This is a genomic window from Kosakonia sp. AG348 (assembly GCF_003337365.1).
Lineage (GTDB): Bacteria > Pseudomonadota > Gammaproteobacteria > Enterobacterales > Enterobacteriaceae > Kosakonia.
Genome location: NZ_QPJR01000005.1, coordinates 73,747 through 96,484 on the forward strand (window position 1 = coordinate 73,747; position 22,738 = coordinate 96,484).

Annotated in this window: 19 protein-coding genes; 2 read left to right on the forward strand and 17 right to left on the reverse strand. The window is 54.4% G+C overall.

Going from position 1 to position 22,738, the window contains the following annotated elements:
* Window positions 1-55 precede the first annotated feature (55 nt).
* The 14 genes from nuoN to lrhA all read right to left on the reverse strand — a co-directional run bounded on the left by nuoN (window position 56) and on the right by lrhA (window position 16,761).
* Window positions 56-1,513: an NADH-quinone oxidoreductase subunit NuoN gene (gene nuoN, locus DFO56_RS13695; RefSeq protein ID WP_020454521.1), complete on the reverse strand. Its 1,458-nt coding sequence runs from the start codon at window positions 1,511-1,513 to the stop codon at window positions 56-58.
* 6 nt (window positions 1,514-1,519) lie between these two features.
* Window positions 1,520-3,049, reverse strand: a complete 1,530-nt coding sequence (gene nuoM, locus DFO56_RS13700; protein WP_045512990.1) for an NADH-quinone oxidoreductase subunit M — start codon at window positions 3,047-3,049, stop codon at window positions 1,520-1,522.
* A gap of 235 nt (window positions 3,050-3,284) precedes the next feature.
* Window positions 3,285-5,126: an NADH-quinone oxidoreductase subunit L gene (gene nuoL, locus DFO56_RS13705; protein WP_020454523.1), complete on the reverse strand. Its 1,842-nt coding sequence runs from the start codon at window positions 5,124-5,126 to the stop codon at window positions 3,285-3,287.
* Entirely contained in the window at window positions 5,123-5,425 is a 303-nt protein-coding gene (gene nuoK, locus DFO56_RS13710) for an NADH-quinone oxidoreductase subunit NuoK (RefSeq protein WP_002463445.1), read from the reverse strand. The genes nuoL and nuoK overlap by 4 nt, the downstream gene beginning before the upstream one ends.
* On the reverse strand, window positions 5,422-5,976 hold the full coding sequence (gene nuoJ, locus DFO56_RS13715; protein ID WP_017458592.1) for an NADH-quinone oxidoreductase subunit J: 555 nt from the start codon (window positions 5,974-5,976) through the stop codon (window positions 5,422-5,424). The genes nuoK and nuoJ overlap by 4 nt, the downstream gene beginning before the upstream one ends.
* Before the next feature lie 11 nt (window positions 5,977-5,987).
* Window positions 5,988-6,530, reverse strand: coding sequence for an NADH-quinone oxidoreductase subunit NuoI (gene nuoI / locus DFO56_RS13720; protein WP_017458593.1), 543 nt, complete (start codon window positions 6,528-6,530; stop codon window positions 5,988-5,990).
* 14 nt (window positions 6,531-6,544) lie between these two features.
* The gene (gene nuoH / locus DFO56_RS13725; protein ID WP_017458594.1) at window positions 6,545-7,522 is read right to left on the reverse strand and encodes an NADH-quinone oxidoreductase subunit NuoH; all 978 of its coding nucleotides are present in this window, start codon (window positions 7,520-7,522) and stop codon (window positions 6,545-6,547) included.
* Complete coding sequence (gene nuoG, locus DFO56_RS13730) at window positions 7,519-10,245, reverse strand: NADH-quinone oxidoreductase subunit NuoG (RefSeq protein WP_020454524.1); 2,727 nt, start codon at window positions 10,243-10,245, stop codon at window positions 7,519-7,521. Before nuoG ends, nuoH begins: the two co-directional genes overlap by 4 nt.
* 89 nt (window positions 10,246-10,334) lie before the next feature.
* Window positions 10,335-11,672 (reverse strand): NADH-quinone oxidoreductase subunit NuoF, encoded by a 1,338-nt coding sequence (gene nuoF / locus DFO56_RS13735; RefSeq protein WP_020454525.1) that lies wholly within the window; start codon window positions 11,670-11,672, stop codon window positions 10,335-10,337.
* Window positions 11,669-12,169, reverse strand: coding sequence for an NADH-quinone oxidoreductase subunit NuoE (gene nuoE, locus DFO56_RS13740; protein ID WP_017458597.1), 501 nt, complete (start codon window positions 12,167-12,169; stop codon window positions 11,669-11,671). Before nuoE ends, nuoF begins: the two co-directional genes overlap by 4 nt.
* A gap of 2 nt (window positions 12,170-12,171) precedes the next feature.
* On the reverse strand, window positions 12,172-13,974 hold the full coding sequence (gene nuoC, locus DFO56_RS13745; RefSeq protein ID WP_020454526.1) for an NADH-quinone oxidoreductase subunit C/D: 1,803 nt from the start codon (window positions 13,972-13,974) through the stop codon (window positions 12,172-12,174).
* An 89-nt stretch (window positions 13,975-14,063) separates the two neighbouring features.
* On the reverse strand, window positions 14,064-14,738 hold the full coding sequence (gene nuoB, locus DFO56_RS13750) for an NADH-quinone oxidoreductase subunit NuoB (protein WP_007371088.1): 675 nt from the start codon (window positions 14,736-14,738) through the stop codon (window positions 14,064-14,066).
* Between the two features lie 15 nt (window positions 14,739-14,753).
* On the reverse strand, window positions 14,754-15,197 hold the full coding sequence (gene nuoA, locus DFO56_RS13755) for an NADH-quinone oxidoreductase subunit NuoA (protein ID WP_017458599.1): 444 nt from the start codon (window positions 15,195-15,197) through the stop codon (window positions 14,754-14,756).
* 625 nt (window positions 15,198-15,822) lie between these two features.
* Window positions 15,823-16,761, reverse strand: a complete 939-nt coding sequence (gene lrhA, locus DFO56_RS13760; RefSeq protein ID WP_045512998.1) for a transcriptional regulator LrhA — start codon at window positions 16,759-16,761, stop codon at window positions 15,823-15,825.
* A 947-nt stretch (window positions 16,762-17,708) separates the two neighbouring features.
* Between lrhA and DFO56_RS13765 the strand changes: the two genes are divergently transcribed.
* Entirely contained in the window at window positions 17,709-18,923 is a 1,215-nt protein-coding gene (locus DFO56_RS13765; RefSeq protein WP_020454530.1) for a pyridoxal phosphate-dependent aminotransferase, read from the forward strand.
* A gap of 79 nt (window positions 18,924-19,002) precedes the next feature.
* On the forward strand, window positions 19,003-19,602 hold the full coding sequence (gene yfbR / locus DFO56_RS13770; protein WP_020454531.1) for a 5'-deoxynucleotidase: 600 nt from the start codon (window positions 19,003-19,005) through the stop codon (window positions 19,600-19,602).
* A gap of 31 nt (window positions 19,603-19,633) precedes the next feature.
* Here the strand turns inward: yfbR and DFO56_RS13775 are convergent, their stop codons facing one another.
* From DFO56_RS13775 to DFO56_RS13785, 3 genes are all read right to left on the reverse strand, one after another.
* Window positions 19,634-21,466: an SLC13 family permease gene (locus tag DFO56_RS13775; protein WP_020454532.1), complete on the reverse strand. Its 1,833-nt coding sequence runs from the start codon at window positions 21,464-21,466 to the stop codon at window positions 19,634-19,636.
* A 75-nt stretch (window positions 21,467-21,541) separates the two neighbouring features.
* Window positions 21,542-22,201 (reverse strand): sugar phosphatase, encoded by a 660-nt coding sequence (locus tag DFO56_RS13780; RefSeq protein ID WP_045513001.1) that lies wholly within the window; start codon window positions 22,199-22,201, stop codon window positions 21,542-21,544.
* A gap of 10 nt (window positions 22,202-22,211) precedes the next feature.
* A complete protein-coding gene (locus DFO56_RS13785; protein WP_017458605.1) occupies window positions 22,212-22,706 on the reverse strand; it encodes a YfbU family protein in 495 nt (164 codons plus the stop codon).
* Window positions 22,707-22,738: the final 32 nt, after the last annotated feature.

Sequence of the window (22,738 nt, forward strand, 5' to 3'; positions counted from 1 at the left end):
TTAGCCCATAAAAAAACCGCCGATATCGGCGGTTTTTCTTTACCTGTTTCCAGGCTTACATCATCGGCATCGCCAGTTGAACGATGCTGATCAGCGGCTGCGGATAGATACCTAACAGCAGCACCAGCAACGCGGAGATAAGTACCACAATCCCGCCTGCGCTGTAAGCCCAGTTAGACGGTGCATCGCGGTTCAACTGTTGCGGTGCGTTCAGGTAGAGGCTCACCGCCACGCGCAGGTAGTAATACAAACCAATCGCCGAGCCAAGCACCACCGCGGCAGTCAGCCACCACAGATGCGCTTCAACACCGACCGCCAGAATGTAGAACTTACCGATAAAGCCCAGCGTCATCGGAATACCCGCCAGCGACAGCATCATCACCGTCATTACCGCAGACAGGATCGGACGGTGCCAGAACAGGCCACGGTAGGAGTAAAGCGACTCTGCATCCGGGCCGCGATACGGGCTGGACATCAGGCTGACCACACCGAACGCGCCAAGGCTGCTGAACAGATAACCGGCCAGGTAAACACCAACAGTTTCCATCGACATCTGGCCGCCTTGCAGCGCAATCAGCGCCACCAGCAGGTAACCCAGGTGCGAAATAGAGGAGAAGCCAAGCAGACGTTTAATGTTGGTCTGGCTCAGCGCCATCAGGTTACCGAAGATGATGGAGACGAAGGCGATGATCCCCAGAACCACGCGAACCGCTTCGCTTTCACCCACCGGTGCGTAGAGGAACAGACGCATCACCACGCCAAAAATGGCGATTTTGCTGGCGGTGGCCAGGAAGGTGGACACCGGCGCAGGCGCGCCCTGGTAAACATCTGGCGTCCACAGATGGAACGGCACCAGCGAGAGTTTAAAGCCAAGTCCGACAATCATCATGCCCAGACCCGCCAGCAGCAGCGGTTCATGCAGCATCCCTTCGCCCAGGCTTTTACCGATCGCGACAAACGACAGGTTGCCAGTTTGCGCATAAACCAGCGCGATACCGAACAGCAGGAACGAGGAGGCGGCAGCGGACAAAATGGTGTATTTGATACTGGCTTCCAGCGAACGTTTCTGGCGGAAGGCGTAGCCCACCAGCCCGAACAGCGGCAGAGAGATCAGCTCAATACCGAGGAACAGCGCCGCCATGTGATTCGCGTTCGCCAGCAGAATGCCGCCGAGCGCGGCAATCAGTACCAGCAGATAAAACTCTTCTTTGTTATCGCTATACCCTTCCAGCCATGGATAGGCAAAGGTGCAAGTGGCGAGGCTCGCCAGCAGCACCAGCCCGGTGTAAAGCATGGCGTAGCCATCGACGCGCATCAGCGGGGTGACATCCATCGCCCCCGCCTGGCCGACGAACCACAAAGAGAGCAGCGCGACGTTCAGGCCAATGACCGACAGCGTGGCATTGAGAAAATGGTTGCGTCGCCACGCAATGGAGAGCATCACAACCACCACCGTCAATCCGACGATTAGCAGCGGCAGCAGCGCAATCAGGTGTTGTGGAGTTATCGTCATGGCGATTTACGGCCTTGTAGTAGTAACAGAATTAACAAACCACTGCTGGATATTGCCCATCGCGGCATGCGATGTATCCAGAATCGGCTGCGGATAGAAGCCAAGCAGTACCAGAAGCACAACCAGGATCAGAATCATAAACAGCTCGCGCAGCGACAGACCCCGCAGTTCCTGGCTGGCGAGTTCGCTTTTCGCCTTGCCGAAGTAAGCACGATGCAGCATCGCCAGCGAGTACACCGATGCGAACACCAGGCCGAAGGTGGAAATCACCGTGATCGTCGGCACAACCTGATAGCTGCCGAACAGGATCATGAATTCACCCACGAAGTTACCGGTACCCGGCATCCCAAGCGTTGCGACGGCAAAGAACATTGACAGCGCCGGCAGCCACTTAATTTTGCTCCACAAGCCGCCCATCATACGCATATCGCGCGTATGCAGACGTTCGTACAGCTGGCCGCACAGAATAAACAGACCCGCAGCGGAAAGACCGTGGGCAATCATCTGAATCACCGCGCCCTGGTAAGCAAGCTGGCTGCCGGTGTAGATAGCAATCAGTACAAAGCCCATGTGAGACACAGAGGTATACGCGATCAGACGTTTGATATCGGTCTGGGTGAAGGCCATCCACGCGCCGTAGAAGATACCGATCACGCCAAGCCACATGGCGATAGGGGCAAACTCTGCCGACGCGTTCGGGAACAGCGGCAGCGAGAAGCGCAGCAGACCGTAAGCGGCGGTTTTCAGCAAGATGCCCGCGAGGTCAACGGAACCGGCGGTCGGTGCCTGCGAGTGCGCGTCTGGCAGCCAGCCGTGCAGCGGCACCACCGGCATTTTTACCGCAAAGGCGATAAAGAAACCGAGCATCAGCAGATATTCGACATTGCCGGACATCGGCGTCTTCAGCAGATCTTCGTAAGCGAAAGTCCATACGCCGGTCGCGTTGTAGTGCACCAGCACCAGCGCCAGGATGGCAATCAGCATGACCAGGCCGCTCGCCTGGGTATAAATGAAGAACTTGGTCGCCGCGGTAATACGCGTCTTCCCGTCGGAGGCTTTATGGCCCCACAGCGCGATCAGGAAGTACATCGGCACCAGCATCATTTCCCAGAAGAAGAAGAACAGGAACATGTCGATGGCAAGGAACACGCCGATAACGCCGCCGAGGATCCACATCAGGTTCAGGTGGAAGAAGCCCTGATATTTCTCGATTTCACGCCAGGAGCAGAGCACCGCCAGCACGCCGAGGAAGCCGGTCAGCACCACCATCAGCAGCGACAAACCATCGATCGCCAGATGAATGCTAATGCCAAAGCGCGGGATCCAGTCATGCTTGAACGTTTCCTGCCACTGCGGAAGGCCGGTGACTTGCGTCAGAGAATAGCCGCCCTGCAACCAGAGTTGCAGAGAAAGCGCCAGCGTCAGTCCCATGGTGATCAGCGCGATCCAGCGCGGCACCTTCACGCCGAAGCGCTCGGTCTGCCAGCAGAGGAAGCCGCCGATAAAGGGAATCAGAATTAGCCAGGGTAGTAACATGGCGATTTTTGTTCCTTGTTTAAGTCCGTCTCAGGCTATCTTGCTCGTCATAGCGAACCCCGGCTGTGCTCGCAATCCTCACGTACATCTGTACGCTCCGGTTGCTCTGCGCAGGCGGTGTCCACTCTGACTTCACCGATAACGCCTGTCCATTCGGACCAGATTTTCAACGAATTTCTAAAAATTCTCTTTCCGTTTGCAGGCCGGATAAAGCGCACTCAACCGGCCAACAAACTCAGCGCAATACCATCAACAGCGCCAGCACGACAACCGCGCCAATGCTCATGGATGCCACATACCAGCGCAGGTAGCCGTTCTCGCTAAACAGCAGACCTTTGCCTGCGAAGCGGGAAAGGATCGCCGGGATGTTCATCAGTGCATTGAGCGGATCGCTCTTCAGCAACCATGCGATACCGAGGTATGGCTTCACAAAGACGCGATCGTAAAGCCAGTCGAAGCCCCAGGCATTGAACCACCAGGTACCGAAGAAACGCCCCGTTGCGCTGTTGGCAATCGAATGCACCAGTGTGCGGTTACCCAGCCACAGCCAGGCTGCCAGCAGGATACCGATAATCGCTACCGCACCGGATGCCACTTCCAGCATCACGACGCTGCTGTGCGCAAGCTCGGTGGTTTCCGGCAACACGCCTTTCAGCGGCGGCACGATCATCGCGCCAACAAAGGTAGACAGCACCAGCAACACGATCAGCGGCAGATGATGGGTAATCCCCTTCCCTGCATGCGCGTGGATTTGTTCTTTTCCGTGGAAAACAATGAAAATCAGACGGAAGGTGTAGAGCGATGTCATAAAGGCACCGACCAGGCCTGCAATCATCAGATTGATATGACCATTTGCTACCGCACCGGCAAGGATTTCGTCCTTACTGAAGAAGCCTGCGGTGATCATCGGCAACGCGGACAGCGCCGCACCACCAACCAGGAAGCAAACATACACCAGCGGAATCGACTTACGCAGGCCACCCATTTTGAAGATGTTCTGCTCGTGATGACACGCGAGGATCACCGAACCGGAGGAGAGGAACAGCAGCGCTTTAAAGAACGCGTGCGTCATCAGGTGGAAAATCGCCGCATCCCACGCCTGTACGCCCAGCGCCAGGAACATGTAACCAATCTGGCTCATGGTGGAGTAAGCGAGCACACGTTTGATATCGGTCTGCACCAGCGCGGCGAAACCCGCCATCAGCAGCGTTACGGCACCCACAATACCCACCAGATGCAGCACTTCCGGCGTCAACAGGAACAAGCCGTGCGTACGAGCAATCAGGTAGACACCGGCGGTAACCATCGTCGCCGCGTGGATCAGCGCAGAAACCGGGGTCGGGCCAGCCATCGCATCCGCAAGCCAGGTCTGCAACGGCAGCTGCGCGGATTTACCCACCGCACCACCCAGCAGCATCAGTGTCGCCCACATCAGCATGTTATTGCCGTTGGCGAAGTGCTGCGGTGCCAGTTCAACCATTTCGCGGAAGTTCAACGTGCCCAGTTCGTTGTAAAGAATGAACAGTGCGAAAGCGAGGAACACGTCACCCACGCGGGTAACGACGAACGCTTTCATCGCCGCGGCGCCATTCTTCGGATCGGTGTAGTAGAAACCAATCAGCAGATAGGAGCACAGACCCACGCCTTCCCAGCCGAGGTACATCAGCAGCAGGTTATCACCCAGCACCAGAACGACCATGCTGGCGATAAACAGGTTGGTGTAGGCGAAGAAGCGGGAGTAACCCTCTTCACCACGCATATACCAGGAGGCGAACATGTGGATCAGGAAGCCAACACCGGTGACCACGGAAAGCATGGTCAGGGAGAGTCCGTCCAGCACCAGATTGAAGCCGATGTTGAAATCACCGACCGCCATCCACGTCCACAGCGGTTTTGCGAAAGGTTGCTGACCGTGATTGAAGAAATCAACGCCCGCATACGCGGTAACCAGCGCAGCCAGACCAATCGACCCGACACCCACGGTTGCGGAAACATTTTCCGACCAGCGGCCACGGGAAAACGCCAGCAGCACAAAGCCAATAAAAGGAAAAATAATGGTTAAGGCGAGCATGTTCATCCACGCATCTCACTTACTGAATCGATATTCAGATTCTGGCGGCGACGATGGAGTTGCAGCAGCAACGCCAGGCCAATGCTCGCTTCGGCAGCCGCGAGGCTAATGGCGAGAATATACATCACCTGTCCGTCGGTCTGACCCCAGTAGCTGCCCGCGACCACAAAGGCCAGCGCAGCGGCGTTAATCATGATTTCCAGCCCAATCAGCATAAAAAGCAGGTTGCGGCGGATAACCAGACCGGTCAGCCCCAAAACAAACAAAATCGCAGCGAGGATCAATCCATGTTGCAACGGGATCATGCGTGCTCCTCCGTTTTTCTTTTCGCGCGGTCTTCCGTGCGATTGCTCAGCACTTCGCCCGGGCGGTCTTCGCGTCCCAGATGGAAAGCAACAACCAGCCCCGCCAGCAGCAGCATCGAAGCCAGTTCTACCGCCAGTACGTAAGGACCAAACAGCGTAATACCAACCGCTTTCGCGCCAATCGCCGTCCCCTCGATACCCTGATCGTTAACGCCGAGGATGGCGTAAATCATTACCACCAGCAGCACTGCGGAGAGCAGCGCCGGGCCAATCCAGATTTGCGGCGACAGCCAGTTGCGCTCCTGCTCGACCACGGTATTGCCGAGGTTCAGCATCATCACCACAAACACAAACAGCACCATGATGGCCCCGGCGTAGACGATGATCTCCAGCGCCCCGGCGAAGTATGCGCCGAGTGAAAAGAAGACCCCGGCAATCGCCAGCAGAGACACAATCAGATACAGCAACGCGTGTACCGGGTTGGTATGCGTAATCACGCGTACCGTCGTCAGGATGGCGACCAGGCCACAGATATAAAAAGCGAACTCCATTGCCCCTCTCCTTACGGTAACAGGCCCTTGACGTCGATAGGCTTGGCTTCATTTTCCGCTTCGCCTTTATCTTTGCCGTCGATTGCCATACCTGCCATCCGGTAGAAGTTATATTCCGGGTATTTGCCCGGACCGGAGATCAGCAGATCCTCTTTTTCGTACACCAGATCCTGACGTTTGTATTCGCCCATCTCGAAATCCGGGGTGAGCTGAATCGCCGTTGTCGGGCACGCTTCTTCGCACAGACCGCAAAAAATGCAGCGCGAGAAGTTGATACGGAAAAATTCCGGATACCAGCGGCCGTCCTGCATCTCCGCTTTTTGCAGCGAGATACAGCCGACAGGGCAGGCTACCGCACACAGGTTACAGGCAACGCAGCGCTCGGAACCGTCCGGGTCGCGCGTCAGCACGATACGGCCACGGTAGCGCGGTGGCAGATAGACCGGCTCTTCCGGGTACATACGCGTTTCGCGTTTGGCGAACGCATGCAGGCCAATCATCCAGATACTACGAACCTGGGTGCCGAAGCCCACGAGTAATTCTTTTAAAGTCATGGTCTTTTCACCCCTTATTGCGCTTGCCAGAGAATGACAGCCGCCGTTCCCAGCAAGTTAATCAGCGTCAATGGCAGGCAGACTTTCCAGCCGAAGGACATCACCTGGTCATAACGCGGACGCGGCAGCGCGGCGCGGATCAAAATGAACATCATCATAAAGAACGCGGTTTTCAGCGCGAACCAGATGAATGGCGGTAACAACGGTCCTTGCCAGCCACCGAAGAACAGCGTGACCATCAGCGCGGAAATGGTGACGATACCGATGTATTCCCCGACAAAGAACAGGCCGAACTTCATACCGGAATATTCGATGTGGTAACCATCCGCCAGCTCCTGCTCCGCTTCCGGCTGGTCAAACGGGTGACGGTGACACACCGCAACGCCCGCGATCGCGAAAGTCACAAAGCCAAAGAACTGCGGGATAACGTTCCACAAACCGGCCTGGTTGTTAACAATGTCGGTCATGTTGAATGAACCGGCCTGCGCAACCACACCCATCAGGGAAAGCCCGAGGAACACTTCATAGCTCAGAGTCTGCGCGGAGGCACGCATCGCACCGAGCAACGAGTATTTGTTGTTACTCGACCAGCCAGCGAACAGCACCGCGTAAACTGCCAGACCCGCCATCATCAGGAAGAACAGGATCCCGATATTGAGGTCGGCCACCACCCAGGTGGGGCTGACCGGCACAATGGCGAACGCTAACAGCAACGAGGTAAAGGCAATCATTGGCGCAAGAGTAAAAATCACGCGGTCCGAAAAGCGCGGGATCCAGTCCTCTTTAAAGAACATCTTGATCATGTCCGCCACCAGCTGGAGTGAACCACCCCAGCCTACGCGGTTCGGCCCGTAACGGTTCTGGAACAGACCGAGCAGACGACGTTCACCAAAGCTCATGAACGCACCGCAGGTGACCACCACCAGCAGAATGACGACCGCTTTCAGAATGCTTAACAGAATGTCGATAACATCCGGTGTTAACCAGCTCATGCTTGCGCCTCCTGCAGATTTTCAAGACGTGCTCCGGCCAGTACCGGCGCGATACCCGGCATCCCCATTGGCAGACCAACCTGCCCTGCCACCAGACCTTCCGAAACCTGCAACGGCAGGCTGATCGTCTGCCCTTCGTAAGTGAAGGAGATATGCGCGCCCGCGTTCACGCCAAGCTTCGCGGCGTCTGCCGGGTTCAGCTTGATGTACGGCTGCGGCATGCGGCTCTGGAACACCGGAGAGCGCTGCGACAGTTCATCACTGCCAAACAGGTGATAGTAAGGCGCGATACGCCATTTGCCATCCTGCGCTTCGAACGCGCCTGGTACGGTAGTGAAATAATCAAGACCGCTTTCAGACGCTTCGATCAGGCGTACGCCCGGATCGCCGTGACGCAGGTGACCACCCACTTCGTCCTGGAATTTATTCCAGGCCTGCGGGGAGTTCCAGCCCGGCGCCCATGCAAACGGAATTTGCGAACGCGGCGCAGACGGCTGGTTGTTCCCTTCCATTGAGAAAGCGAACATGGTGTCTTTGTCCTGCGGCTGACGCGGTTCGTGCACGCTGATATTGGCGCGCATCGCGGTGCGTCCACTGTAGCGGTGCGGTTCACGCGCCAGTTTCTGACCACGAATGCGGAAGCTGGCATCCGGCGCGGCGTCTTTAATACCGGCCAGCTGCGGCAGCGCTTCAATAGCCGCGTCGATCACATGATCAAGCTGCGTCCAGTCCACTTCGCGGTTTTGCACGGTGCTGTGCAGCGAGTGCAGCCAGCGCCAGCTTTCCAGCATCAGCGTTTTGCTGTCGTAATAGGTCGGGTCATACACCTGGAAGAAGCGCTGCGCGCGGCCTTCGTTGTTGATGACCGTACCGTCACTTTCAGCGAAGCTGGCTGCGGAGAGCACAAGATGGGCGCTGTCCATAATGGCGGTGCGCTGATGATCAACCACCAGCACCAGCGGCGCTTTCGCCAGCGCCGCGTCAACGCGGGCAGCAGAAGCGTGACGGTGCAGATCGTTTTCCAGCACGACAACGGCGTCAGCACTGCCGCTTTCCAGCTCAGCCAGCGCATCATCGAGGCTACCGCCACCGATAAGCCCCAGCCCCATGCTGTTTACCGAACGGGCAATCATGGTGATGCCGACATCAGAACCACGGCCTTTCAGCGCTTTAGCTACGTTTGCCGCCGCCTGAATCACCGCTGTGCTACCGGCGTTAGTTCCGGAGATAATCAGTGGCTTTTTCGCCCCGGCTAATGCCTGAACAATCACATCCACTTTGCTTTTCAGGTCGTTGCTCAGACCGTCAACCGCAGGAGACGCGTCATCCAGCGCATGCGCGATGGCGAAGCCTAAGCGAGCCTGATCTTCTACCGGTGCGCAGTAGGTCCATGCTGCGATATCGTCCAGACGGGTACTGTCAACGTTGGTAACGAACAGCGGATGTTTAGCACGCTGACCAATGTTCATAATCGCCGCGATCTGCCAGTCGGCCACTTTCTGCGCCGCCGCCATTTCGCGGGCTTTGCCTTTCACCGCCTGACGAACCGCCAGCGCGACGCGCGCGCCGGTCTGGGTGATATCTTCCCCAAGAACCAGAACCGCATCATAGGATTCAATTTCACGCAGTGCCGGTGTACGGATGCCGCCTTCGCGCAGCACTTTCAGCGCCAGCTCAAGACGTTCCTGCTCACCTTTGGCAATGCCGGTGTAGAAGTTTTCCGCACCAACCAGTTCACGCAGCGCGAAGTTGCTCTCTACGCTTGCGCGCGGAGAACCGATACCGATCACTTTCTTCGACTGACGCAGAATATCCGCCGCACCCTGCATCGCCTGTTCGGCGTTGAGGGTGATCAGATCGTCGCCACGGCGCTGAACCGGCTGGCGCGGTCTGTCTTTCAGGTTGACGTAGCCATAGCCAAAACGACCACGGTCACAAAGGAAGTAGTGGTTAACAGTACCGTTGTAACGGTTTTCGATGCGGCGCAGTTCGCCATAACGTTCGCCAGGGCTGGTGTTACAACCCAGTGAACACTGCTGGCAGATGCTCGGCGCGAACTGCATATCCCACTTACGGTTATAACGCTCGGAGTGGGTTTTATCGGTGAATACGCCGGTCGGGCAGATTTCCACCAGGTTGCCGGAGAATTCGCTCTCAAGCACGCCGTCTTCCGGGCGACCGAAGTAGACGTTGTCATGGGCGCCATACACACCAAGATCCGTGCCGTCCGCATAGTCTTTGTAGTAACGCACGCAGCGGTAACAGGCGATACAGCGGTTCATTTCGTGAGAGATGAACGGGCCGAGATCCTGATTACGGTGCGTACGTTTGGTGAAACGATAGCGACGGAAGCTGTGACCGGTCATTACGGTCATATCCTGCAGGTGGCAGTTGCCCCCTTCTTCGCAGACCGGGCAGTCGTGCGGGTGGTTGGTCATCAGCCACTCGACCACGCTTTCACGGAACTGCTTCGCTTCGTCGTCATCAATAGAGATAAAAGTACCGTCGGATGCCGGTGTCATACAGGACATCACCAGGCGGCCACGCGTGTCTTCCGCGTTTTGATATTGCTTCACCGCACACTGGCGGCACGCACCCACGCTCCCCAGCGCCGGATGCCAGCAAAAATAAGGAATATCAAGGCCTAAAGAGAGACACGCCTCAAGAAGGTTGTCTGCTCCGTTTACCTCGTATTCTTTGCCGTCTACATGAATAGTAGCCATTAGCATGCTTCCAGTTGTCTCAGTCAGCGACTAAGAGTTAATCAAAATTCTGTTCGCGTTCCCCTCATCTGCTGATGAGGGGAGAACCATTACCAGCGCGCTTTCAGCAAGTTTGGCTGGATACCGCCAATTGCATGGGTATTGCTGAATTGCTGTTTAATGCCCGCTTCGAACTCTTCGCGGAAATATTTAATCGCGCTCTGTAACGGTTCAACCGCACCTGGCGCATGCGCGCAGAAGGTTTTACCCGGCCCGAGTTGTCGACACAGTTGCTCAAGTGTCTCGATATCTCCAGGCTGGCCTTCGCCGCGCTCCAGCGCACGCAGGATTTTCACGCTCCACGGCAGACCATCGCGGCACGGCGTACACCAGCCGCAGGACTCACGAGCGAAGAACTCTTCCAGGTTGCGTACCAGCGACACCATGCCAATTTCATGGTCAACGGCCATCGCCAGCGCCGTACCGAGACGGCTGCCCGCTTTACCGATGCTTTCAAACTCCATCGGCAAGTCGAGGTGCGCTTCGGTCAGGAAGTCAGTACCTGCCCCGCCCGGCTGCCAGGCTTTAAATTTCAGGCCATCGCGCATACCGCCCGCGTAATCCTCAAGGATTTCACGCGCGGTGGTGCCAAACGGCAGCTCCCACAGACCCGGATTCTTCACGCGGCCAGAAAAGCCCATCAGCTTGGTGCCCGCATCTTTGCTGGTCGAAATGTTCTGATACCACTCAACGCCGTTCGCCAGAATCGCCGGGACGTTGCACAGGGTTTCGACGTTGTTAACACACGTCGGTTTACCCCACACGCCGGAACTGGCCGGGAACGGTGGTTTGGAGCGTGGGTTAGCGCGGCGGCCTTCCAGCGAGTTAATCAGCGCCGTTTCTTCGCCGCAGATATAACGTCCCGCACCGGTATGCACGAACAGTTCGAAGTCGAAACCGCTGCCAAGAATGTTCTTGCCGAGCAAACCGGCTTCGGTTGCTTCCGCAATCGCGCGGCGCAGATGCACCGCCGCTTCAATATATTCACCGCGCAGGAAGATGTAGCCACGGTAGGCTTTCAGCGCGAATGCCGAAATCAGCATCCCTTCCACCAGCAGGTGTGGCAGTTGCTCCATCAGCAGGCGGTCTTTATAGGTGCCCGGCTCCATTTCATCGGCGTTACACAGCAGGTAACGGATGTTCATGGATTCGTCTTTCGGCATCAGGCTCCACTTCAGCCCCGTGGAGAAGCCTGCGCCACCGCGGCCTTTCAGACCAGAATCTTTAACCGCATTGACAATCTCATCCGGCGCCATGCCGGTCAGCGCTTTGCGCGCACCGGCGTAACCGTTTTTGCTCTGGTACTCTTCGAGCCAGACCGGCTGTTTGTCATCGCGCAGACGCCAGGTCAGCGGATGCGTTTCAGGAGTACGGATAACTGTTTTCATTTATACCGCTCCAGCAAGTCAGGGATCGCGTCCGGCGTCAGATGGCTGTGAGTATCCTCATCAATCATCATGTTCGGGCCTTTATCGCAGTTACCCAGACAGCAGGTCGGCAGCAGCGTAAAGCGACCATCGAACGTTGTCTGGCCCGGTTTGATCTTCAGGTGGCTTTCAATCGCTGATTGAATGCCCTGATAGCCGGTGATGTGGCAAACCACGCTGTCGCAATAGCGAATAACATGGCGGCCAACCGGCTGGCGGAAGATCTGGCTGTAGAAGGTTGCCACGCCTTCGACATCGCTCGCCGGAATACCCAGCACATCAGCGATGGCGTAAATTGCGCCGTCCGGCACCCAACCACGCTGTTTCTGAACAATCTTCAGCGCTTCAATGGACGCCGCACGCGGGTCTTCGTAGTGGTGCTTCTCGTGCTCAATTGCCTCACGCTCTGCCGCACTCAGCTCAAAAGCCTCGGTTTGTGGTTGTTGATTCTCGTGCATAATTAGCGATCCACATCTGACATAACAAAATCGATACTACCCAGATAGACAATCAAGTCTGATACCAGGCTGCCGCGGATGGCCGACGGGATTTGCTGCAGGTGCGCAAAACTCGGGGTACGAACGCGGGTGCGGTAGCTCATGGTGCTGCCGTCGCTGGTCAGGTAGTAACTGTTAATACCCTTGGTTGCTTCAATCATCTGGAAGGATTCGTTGGCCGGCATTACCGGGCCCCACGACACTTGCAGGAAGTGAGTAATCAGGGTTTCGATATGTTGCAGCGTGCGCTCTTTCGGCGGCGGCGTAGTCAGCGGGTGATCCGCTTTGAACGGGCCTTCCGGCATGTTGTTGAGGCACTGCTCAAGAATGCGCAGGCTCTGGCGCAACTCTTCAACTTTCAGCATCACGCGGGTGTAACAGTCGCTCACGCCACCGCCAACCGGGATTTCAAAGTCGAAATTCTCGTAACCGGAGTACGGGCGCGCTTTACGCACGTCAAAATTGATGCCGGTCGCACGCAGGCCAGCACCGGTCGTGCCCCACTCCAGCGCTTCTTTTGCGTTGTAAGCGGCAACGCCCTGTGAGCGGCCTTTCAGAATGGTGTTACGCAGTGCCGCTTTCTCGTAAGAGGCCAGACGTTTTGGCATCCAGTCGAGGAATTCACGCAGCAGACGATCCCAGCCACGCGGCAAATCGTGCGCCACGCCGCCAATGCGGAACCAGGCCGGGTGCATACGGAAACCGGTGATCGCTTCCACCAGATCGTAGATTTTCTGACGATCGGTAAAGGCGAAGAACACCGGCGTCATTGCGCCTACGTCCTGGATGAAGGTTGAGATATAGAGCAGGTGGCTGTTGATGCGGAACAGTTCAGACAGCATCACGCGGATCACGTTGACGCGATCCGGCACGGTGATACCGGCCAGTTTTTCTACCGCCAGCACGTAAGGCATTTCGTTTACGCAACCGCCGAGATATTCGATACGGTCGGTGTAAGGAATGTAGCTGTGCCAGGACTGGCGCTCACCCATTTTCTCCGCGCCACGATGGTGGTAACCGATATCCGGCACGCAGTCGACGATCTCTTCGCCGTCCAGTTGCAGGATGATACGGAACGCACCGTGCGCAGAGGGGTGGTTCGGACCGAGGTTGAGGAACATAAAGTCCTCGTTTTCGGTGCCGCGTTTCATGCCCCAGTCTTCCGGCTTGAAGGTCAACGCTTCCATTTCCAGATCCTGTTTGGCTTTGGTCAGCTCAAACGGATCGAATTCGGTTGCGCGCGCCGGGTAATCTTTACGCAGCGGGTGACCCGTCCAGGTTTGCGGCATCATGATGCGCGTCAGGTGCGGGTGACCATTAAAGGTAACGCCAAACATCTCCCAGGTTTCACGCTCATACCAGTTGGCGTTCGGGAAAAGTTTGGTCATCGTCGGCACATTCAGATCGTTTTCGGCCAGCGCCACTTTCAGCATGATGTCGCGGTTGCGATCGATGGAAATGAAGTGGTAGAAAACGGAAAAATCCGCGGCGGGCAACCCGGCGCGGTGTGTGCGTAGACGTTCATCCATGCCGTGCAAATCGAACAGCATGACGTACGGTTTCGGTAATTTCTTTAAGAAATCGACCACTTCCAGCAACTGCTCACGCTTAACCCAAACAACGGGTACCCCGGTGCGGGTCGCCTGAACGGTAAAGGCATCCGGCCCAAAACGGTTGCGCAATTCGCCAATGACCGGATCATCCAGATGATCCCGGGTCTGCCATGCGGCTTCTTGCGCAGTTAAATCGGTCATATTGTTCACCATTGCAAAGGGTCCGTGGTGACTGTTGGGTATGGCTTCGCGTTATTGGATTATTGAAATGCGAAGTTTCTTCCATTACCCACAGGCGCAAATTAAATCTCGTCCGGCGTACGCAGATTGGTCACGGCGATACGCTCGCCACGCTTACGGTCGCGTTCCGACTGCATATTGGCGCGATAAACACCCTGATCGCCAACCACCCATGAGAGCGGACGACGCTCCTTGCCAATCGACTCCTGCAGCAGCATCAGCGCCTGCATATAGGCTTCAGGACGCGGCGGGCAGCCAGGGATGTAAACATCCACCGGGATAAATTTGTCGACGCCTTGTACGACTGAGTAGATGTCGTACATACCGCCAGAGTTGGCACAGGCTCCCATGGAGATAACCCATTTAGGTTCCAGCATCTGGTCGTAAAGGCGCTGAATGACCGGCGCCATTTTGGTAAAGCATGTGCCCGCTACCACCATCAGGTCTGCCTGACGCGGAGAAGCACGCAACACTTCCGCACCAAAACGCGCAACGTCGTGCACCGCCGTAAAGGATGTCACCATCTCTACGTAACAGCACGACAGGCCAAAGTTATATGGCCAAATTGAGTTTTTACGTCCCCAGTTCACCATATCGTGCAGGGCATTCTCGAGTTTGCCCATGTAAACGCTACGGTTAATTTCTTGTTCCAGGGGGTCGGTTACGATCTCCTGTTTCTGCAGGGGGTAACGGTCGTTCTCACCGTTAGGATCTATGCGGGTGAGCGTATAATCCATCTTATTGCCTCGCGGTTAGCGTTGACTGTCAGTGTAGCTGTTAGTCTCTGGGTTGATTTGCTCACGGCGCGAACGCACGGGCGTCCAATCCAGCGCGCCAATACGCACCAGATAAACCAGACCAGCCAGCAGCACTAATATAAAAATTGCGGCTTCGACAAACCCGACCCAACCACTCTCGCGAATGGAGGTTGACCATGCGTATAAATAGAGCGCTTCCACATCGAAGATGACGAAGAACATGGCCACCAGGTAGAACTTGGCGGATAGACGTAAGCGAGCGGAACCGACGGAGTCGATACCCGATTCGAAAGGAACGTTTTTGTGCCTCGCGCGTGCGCGACCGCCCAAAAACCGACCGCCGATCAGCATCAGGCAACACAGGCCAATGGCGACAATAAGAAAGATAGCGAATGCCCAGTGATGAGCGATGATTTCAGTGGATGTTGACATACGCATTGCTTAACTCAAAAGGTAGCGTTATTACCTCTGCTCTTGCTGGCAGATGACGCCACATCGATTCACGGGGAGGAATAAAAAACCACACATTAACTGTGTAAAAGGCGAAAACAGCTAAACGATGTGGGTTTTTACTCCTTTCTATAACCTTTTGTCAACTTTAACAAAGGTTTCCTCACATTAGTTTACATCGGCAGCAATTCATTAACATTTAGTGCCGTTTTCTTGAACGGCTTCAAACATTCACAAGAAATATCCAGGTGTTGAATCGTGTCCGTAGCGAGGTTTTACACTAATTACCCGCTTATTTTGACAGGATTTTGTCCGGATTCCTCCCCCTCAACGGGAGTATTTTCTTGATCTGAGACACGCTTTTGTTAATTCATTCAGTGAAACAGCAACAATCCGCCTTGATTTTTAACATGACCAGCAGGCATGAAAGACTATAGTTGAAAAAAGGAGATCTTGCTGTGAGTGATATTAAATTATTGAAAGAAAGAATAATTTTCAGGAATGGGGTTTCTGTGATTCATCATCTGTGCGCAAAATGAACCGATAACCGCTTTTTTGCCGCCAGCGGTTCATTTTTGCACTTACATTTTGTTACCAGATTTGGCAGGGGATGTTAGCTAAAATCCCCTTCGATAACCAGCGGATCGCCTCCTCCTTCAGGAGTACCGCCGCTGTAATGCCAGGGGTTTTGATAATGCTCCATGGCCTGGAAAATTACCTGTGCCAGCTCATTGCGGCTTTGCGGGTTATAACAGAGCAAATATTCCGTATCCGGCAACAACGGCAGCCCTTCGGCTCTGCCCAGCACACGCAAATCCGGGCTCATCATTTCCACCGGCCGCGCGGTTACACCTAATCCGGCTTTTACCGCAGCTTTGACCGCCGACAACGACGAAGCAACATAAGCCATACGCCAGGGAATATCCGCATCATTCAGCGAATTGATGACCATATCGCGAAATGGGCTGGGCTCATCCAACAGAACCAGTGGTATCGCCTCACTTTTCTGTAACACGTACTCAGCCGAGCAGTACCAGTGCGTGGGCGATGTGCGTAACGTCAGGCAATCGAATTGCGCGGAACGGTGAGTCGTCACCACGAGATCAACATCGTGCTCTTGTTCGCGTTCGTCAGAAAAGGGGTTGCGTTTCACGCGCACATCAAGAGCCAGCTTCGGATATACCGAGCTAATACGATTAAGCAAAAACGGTAAAATGGTGTCTGCGGACTCATCAGAAGCACCAATAGTTAAGACGCCCTGAAGGTTGCTAAACATTAACGACGTGCATGCTTCGTCATTGAAACGTAAGATCTTTCGCGCATATCCCAGTAACTGAATACCATGTTCAGTTAACAGTTTATTGCGGCCATGACGGGCAAATAATTCTTTTCCCACTAATTGTTCAAGCCGCTGCATTTGCTGACTTACGGCGGATTGTGTGCGACAAACTGCAGCAGCGGCCGCAGCAAAAGTGTTTAGATCGGCGACCGCAACGAAAGTTCTCAGCAGATCGAGGTCGAGATTCAATATCGGACGATTTGCATTTATCATAATTTTTCACTTACGGGTCGTTCGCGCGGAGTGACCCGGGTTTATGCTGTGCTCGTAAGATTAAGTAATTCCATTTAAAAAGTGCATCCAGCAGGTTTATAACCAGGTAAAGCTGGCAGTCGTTCAGGTGTTTATAGTTCGCTGTCTAACGCAAGCTGAACTCGATGGCTTTATTTCGCCTTCTGCCATTCCTTTTAGATATATAAAAGATGCCAAAGCGCGTTATTCCTTTTAAGAAAAACATGTTTGTGCAACGTTCATAGGCTATACATAGCACTGCGCCATATAGAACCAGCCTATATAACTGGTCAGAATTAAAAGCGAGTAATAACAATCAACTACAATTAAGAAATAAACCTTAACTAAAGCAAGGCTTTTGGTATCAGTTCCATTTCTTGCCCCACGAGTTTAACCTAAAACCTTTATATTTATAAGCATTATTACGAATTATCTTAAGCAAACAAATGGCTTCCACCACACCATCTACTTATTAATATTAGTGATAGTCATCGTTCCCATTCTCAATATTAAATAGCTATTAATTAAGTGAAGAACTAACTATTAATAATGCTTAACATTGCGTTCACAGCCAACTCACCTCTTCGCCAGGCCGAATGAGGAGGTAATCTATCGCGCTGCTTTTAAGCAGAAAGCGAATTCTACCGTAGCACAACGGCCTCAAACCGAGACTAAACGAACGCTTTTAGGCGGTAAAAAATCTCACCTAAAAACACAAAATCAGCATTAAAAACCAAAAAATAAAACAAACACAGGAAAAATAAAAAACATAAAGCCCAATAAATAGTTAAAAAATCGTTAACCATCAGAGACATTAAGACAAAATCTTCTCCTGCTAACCCTTCAAAACGGACCGAGGGGGGAGTACATTGTTCCGTGCTCACTTCCACGGCAGGCAGTGGCTATTCCAGCTAAAAGGTCAAAGGTTCATGTCCTCCATCGAAAAATCCAGCAAATTAGATAACGTCTGTTACGACATCCGTGGCCCGGTTCTGAAAGAAGCAAAACGTCTTGAAGAAGAAGGCAACAAGGTCCTCAAACTCAACATCGGCAACCCAGCACCTTTCGGCTTCGAGGCACCGGATGAAATTCTGGTTGATGTGATCCGCAACCTGCCCAGCGCGCAAGGTTACTGCGATTCAAAAGGGCTCTATTCCGCGCGCAAAGCCATCATGCAGCACTACCAGGCGCGCGGCATGCGCGAAATCACTGTAGAAGACATCTATATTGGCAACGGTGTTTCCGAGTTGATTGTGCAGTCGATGCAGGCGTTGCTGAACAGCGGTGACGAAATGCTGGTGCCCGCACCGGATTACCCGCTGTGGACCGCTGCCGTCTCACTCTCTGGCGGCAAAGCGGTGCACTATTTATGCGATGAATCGGCAGGCTGGTTCCCCGATCTCGACGATATCCGCGCCAAAATTACGCCGCGTACGCGCGGGATTGTCATTATCAACCCGAACAACCCAACCGGCGCGGTCTACTCAAAAGAGCTGCTGCTGGAAATCGTTGAGATTGCGCGTCAGCACAACCTCATCATCTTTGCAGATGAAATCTACGACAAAATTCTTTACGACGAAGCGCAGCATCACTCCATTGCCGCACTCGCGCCGGATCTGTTCACCATCACCTTTAACGGGCTGTCGAAAACCTATCGCGTCGCGGGATTTCGCCAGGGCTGGATGGTGTTGAGCGGGCCGAAAAAGCACGCGAAAGGCTACATTGAAGGACTGGAGATGCTGGCGTCGATGCGCCTGTGCGCCAACGTTCCGGCTCAACATGCGATTCAGACCGCGCTCGGCGGCTACCAGAGCATTAGTGAATTTATTGTGCCTGGCGGTCGCCTGTATGAACAGCGTAACCGCGCGTGGGAGCTGATCAACGAGATCCCGGGCGTTTCCTGCGTGAAACCAAGCGGCGCGTTGTATATGTTTCCGAAAATCGACGCCAAACGCTTCAATATTCACGACGACCAGAAAATGGTTCTCGACTTCCTGTTGCAGGAAAAAGTGCTGCTGGTACAAGGCTCTGCGTTTAACTGGCCATGGCCGGATCACGTGCGAATTGTGACGTTACCGCGTGAAGACGATCTGGAAATGGCGATTACCCGTTTTGGTCGTTTCCTCTCGGGTTACCATCAGTAAGGATACCGGGGGAGGATTTGCATCTTCCCCCACTCTCTGCGCACAATGGCTCAGGTCGCAGTCACAGACAAGGTAAACCATGAGTCAGAGCCACTTTTTCGCCCACCTTTCTCGCCTTAAACTTATCAATCGCTGGCCACTGATGCGCAATGTGCGCACAGAGAATGTCTCCGAACATAGCCTGCAAGTCGCGATGGTCGCCCACGCGCTGGCGGCCATTAAAAACCGTAAATTCGCAGGCCAACTCAATGCCGAGCGCATCGCACTGCTGGCGATGTACCACGATGCATCGGAAGTGCTGACTGGCGATTTGCCAACGCCGGTAAAATATTTCAACTCGCAAATCGCCCAGGAATATAAAGCCATTGAGAAGATCGCCCAGCAGAAGCTGGTCGAGATGGTGCCGGAAGAACTGCGTGATATTTTTGCGCCGCTGATCGATGAGCATCACTACACCGCAGAAGAAAAATCGATCGTGAAACAGGCAGATGCCCTGTGCGCTTATCTGAAATGTCTGGAAGAGCTCTCCGCTGGCAACAACGAATTCTTGCTGGCAAAATCACGGCTGGAAAAAACGCTCGATGCGCGCCGCAGCCCGGAAATGGATTACTTTATGCAGGTGTTTGTGCCGAGCTTCCATCTGTCGCTGGATGAGATCAGCCAGGATTCGCCGCTGTAGCTGAATATGCCGGGCCAACAGCCCGGCCAGGTCAGAACGGAAATAGCACCGGGATTAATAATGCGCAGACCACCATCACCAGTAACGTGAACGGCACGCCAATTTTTACGAAATCACTGAACTGATAGTTACCCGGCCCTAAAACCAGCGTATTCACCGGTGAGGAAACAGGCGTCATAAACGCCGCCGAGGCCGCCATCGCCACGACCATGGCAAACGGATAAGGTGACACGCCCATCGATTTCGCCGCCGCCAGCGCAATCGGCGCCATCAATACCGCAGTGGCGGTGTTAGAGATAAATAACCCAATCGTGGCGCACATCACGAACAGACATATCAGCATCAGATGTGGGCCATAGCCGCCGCCCAAATCCATCAACCCTTTCACCACCAGATCCACACCGCCGGTTTTTTGCAACGCCAGCGCGAACGGCATCATGCCGACAATCAAAATAATGCTCGGCCAGTGGATCGCTTTATACGCACTTTCTGCATCAATACAGCGGAACTTGCCCATCAGCATACAAGCAATGATCGCGGCAACCGGATTGGGAATTTCATCGGTCAGCATCAATGCAATCATCAATACCAGACAAAAAATAGCGTGTGCCGCCTGGCTGTGCGCCGGGGAAGCGGCGCTCTCTTCCACCGGTAAGTTGAGCACCACAAAGTCGCGCCCGTGCGAACCAAGCTGGCTGATGAGTTTCCAGTTGCCGACCACCAGAAAAACGTCGCCCAGTTGCAACGTTTCATCCGTCACTGCGCCTTCCAGCGCCTCGCCGTTGCGTTTCAGACCAACAACATTAAGACCGTAGCGGGTGCGAAAACCGATTTCGCGCACGGTTTTACCAATCAGTTCCGAATCGGGGATCAACGACACCTCCGCCATTCCAACATCCAGCGCCTGGTCGGAAAAATACTCACCGCGCAGGATCATCGGCTCAAGCAATTGTTCAGCACAAAACTGGCGCAAATCGACTTCGGCGGCAGACATATCAATCAGCAGCACATCGCGGGCACGAAATTCGGACACCCCATTAACGTTAACAATGACACGCCGGAAATGTCGCCAGCGCTCAACACCGATAATGTTGGCACCATAGCGTTCACGCAGTTGTAAATCATCCAGGCGCTGCCCAATCATTGGCGAACCGGGGCGAATCGCCAGACGGCGCGCCCGTCCGGCAAGACGATACTCCTTAATAAGATCGCGAAAACTGCGACGTTTCCAGCTTTCACGCGCGGTATCGTCACTCTCCCCTTTCAACGTGAAACGCATCAACAGCATATAAATAATGCCAAGCAGCAAGATCACCAGCCCTAAAGGCGTCACGCTAAAAAAGCTGAACCCGCTAAAGCCTTCGCGTAGCAATTCGCTGTTAACGACAAGATTTGGCGGCGTCGCTACCAGCGTCATCATGCCGCTAATAAGGCCGGCGAAGCTGAGCGGCATCATCAGCCGTGACGGCGAAATCTGCATGCGCATTGACACACTGAGCACTACCGGGATGAAGATCGCCACCACGCCGGTCGAACTCATAAACGCGCCAAGCCCGGCAACGGTAACCATCAACAGCACCAGCATTTTGATTTCGCTGCTGCCCGCCATGTTGACCAGCCACGTCCCCATATTCGTCGCCACACCGGTGCGCACCAGGCCATCGCCGATGATAAACAGAGCGGCAATTAATACGACGTTCGGGTCGCTAAAACCAGAGAACGCTTCGGAAAGCGTCAGCGTTCCACTGAGAACGAAGGCAACAATAACAAACAGCGCAACAGCATCCATACGCACTTTGCCCGTCGCAAAAAGCACCACCGCGATGCCCAGCAGACACAGTACCCAGATAAGTTCACCGTTCACAACGAATCCTTGTCAGTTGATAGTGGAGAAATAGTGCCATAAAAAACCCCACAAAAGTGGGGTTAAATCATGGAATCAGGCCTTTAGCGTGACATCCACCAGGCCGTCCGGCCGTTTTGCGACATCGAGCGCGTCGAGTGTGGTGAGCCGGAAATCTACTTCATCAAGCCGGGGCGCATCTGCAGGAACATTTACCGCAATCACATGGCAACCTGCAGCAAGGCCGGAAAGGACACCCGCCGGCGCATCTTCCACCACCACGCACTCTTGCGGTTCCAGCCCCAGCAGCTGAGCGCCGAGGAGATAAGCATCAGGCTCAGGTTTGCCGCGTGTGACCTGCTCGGCGGTGACGAACACTTTCGGCGTCGGCAACCCGGTCGCACGATGTCGCGCGTGCGCGACAGGCACCGACCCGGAAGTGACAATGGCCCACGGAATCGCTGACTCATCTAAGTGCTGAAGCAACACAATCGCGCCAGGCAGCGCGGTAATGCCATCGGTATCTGCCGCTTCAATTTGTTCAAGCCAGGTAAACTCAGCCGCAATCTCTGCTTCAGACTTGCCCGGTGAGAAATGCCGCAGCGAGGTAATCGCCTGTTTGCCATGGATAAAATTCAGTACTTCATCATGCGCGATACCAAATCGATCAGCCCAGTTACACCATGCCCGCTCCACGGCAGGCAGCGAATTCACCAGGGTGCCATCCAGGTCAAACAGAAATCCTTTACACTGCACACTCACCTCCTCAGGCGTTAATAATCTGATTAATTTCGTTACTGCTCAGGTGGTACTGACGCGGGCAGGAGTGCCACACGCTCAGCATGCGCTGATATTTTTCCCACATTGGGGTTTGCGCGTTAAAGCCATGGGTTCCCGCGTCGAAATGGGTATAACGACCTTCGATGTTGACCATAAAACGCACATAGCCGAGATAACGCGCTTCCGTTGCGGCGTCAAAGCCAAGGAAAGTCACGCGGCGCTCATCAATGGCGCTGGTGTCTTTCAGGTTGGCCCAGGAGACATGCAGTGCGTGGTACATCTCCATGATGTCGATAACCGTGCGACAGGTCTCTTCTTTCAACTCGCCGAATTCACGATCCAACTCACGCATTTGCAGGCCATATCCACGCTCAATAATGGTTTGCAAACGGCGATAGCGCTCCGCATTTGCCGGGTCCATCATGGTCATCATTTTGTACTGGTTGGATAAGATCAGACGTTGGGCATTAGTCATTTCCATCTTTCGACTCCTGTGGCACATCGGCGCATTAA

Coding starts and splice junctions, on each gene's coding strand:
- nuoN (WP_020454521.1), bottom strand. CDS start 1,513: ATGACGATAACTCCACAACACCTGATTGCGCTGCTGCCGCTGCTAATC.
- nuoM (WP_045512990.1), bottom strand. CDS start 3,049: ATGTTACTACCCTGGCTAATTCTGATTCCCTTTATCGGCGGCTTCCTC.
- nuoL (WP_020454523.1), bottom strand. CDS start 5,126: ATGAACATGCTCGCCTTAACCATTATTTTTCCTTTTATTGGCTTTGTG.
- nuoK (WP_002463445.1), bottom strand. CDS start 5,425: ATGATCCCGTTGCAACATGGATTGATCCTCGCTGCGATTTTGTTTGTT.
- nuoJ (WP_017458592.1), bottom strand. CDS start 5,976: ATGGAGTTCGCTTTTTATATCTGTGGCCTGGTCGCCATCCTGACGACG.
- nuoI (WP_017458593.1), bottom strand. CDS start 6,530: ATGACTTTAAAAGAATTACTCGTGGGCTTCGGCACCCAGGTTCGTAGT.
- nuoH (WP_017458594.1), bottom strand. CDS start 7,522: ATGAGCTGGTTAACACCGGATGTTATCGACATTCTGTTAAGCATTCTG.
- nuoG (WP_020454524.1), bottom strand. CDS start 10,245: ATGGCTACTATTCATGTAGACGGCAAAGAATACGAGGTAAACGGAGCA.
- nuoF (WP_020454525.1), bottom strand. CDS start 11,672: ATGAAAACAGTTATCCGTACTCCTGAAACGCATCCGCTGACCTGGCGT.
- nuoE (WP_017458597.1), bottom strand. CDS start 12,169: ATGCACGAGAATCAACAACCACAAACCGAGGCTTTTGAGCTGAGTGCG.
- nuoC (WP_020454526.1), bottom strand. CDS start 13,974: ATGGTGAACAATATGACCGATTTAACTGCGCAAGAAGCCGCATGGCAG.
- nuoB (WP_007371088.1), bottom strand. CDS start 14,738: ATGGATTATACGCTCACCCGCATAGATCCTAACGGTGAGAACGACCGT.
- nuoA (WP_017458599.1), bottom strand. CDS start 15,197: ATGCGTATGTCAACATCCACTGAAATCATCGCTCATCACTGGGCATTC.
- lrhA (WP_045512998.1), bottom strand. CDS start 16,761: ATGATAAATGCAAATCGTCCGATATTGAATCTCGACCTCGATCTGCTG.
- DFO56_RS13765 (WP_020454530.1), top strand. CDS start 17,709: ATGTCCTCCATCGAAAAATCCAGCAAATTAGATAACGTCTGTTACGAC.
- yfbR (WP_020454531.1), top strand. CDS start 19,003: ATGAGTCAGAGCCACTTTTTCGCCCACCTTTCTCGCCTTAAACTTATC.
- DFO56_RS13785 (WP_017458605.1), bottom strand. CDS start 22,706: ATGGAAATGACTAATGCCCAACGTCTGATCTTATCCAACCAGTACAAA.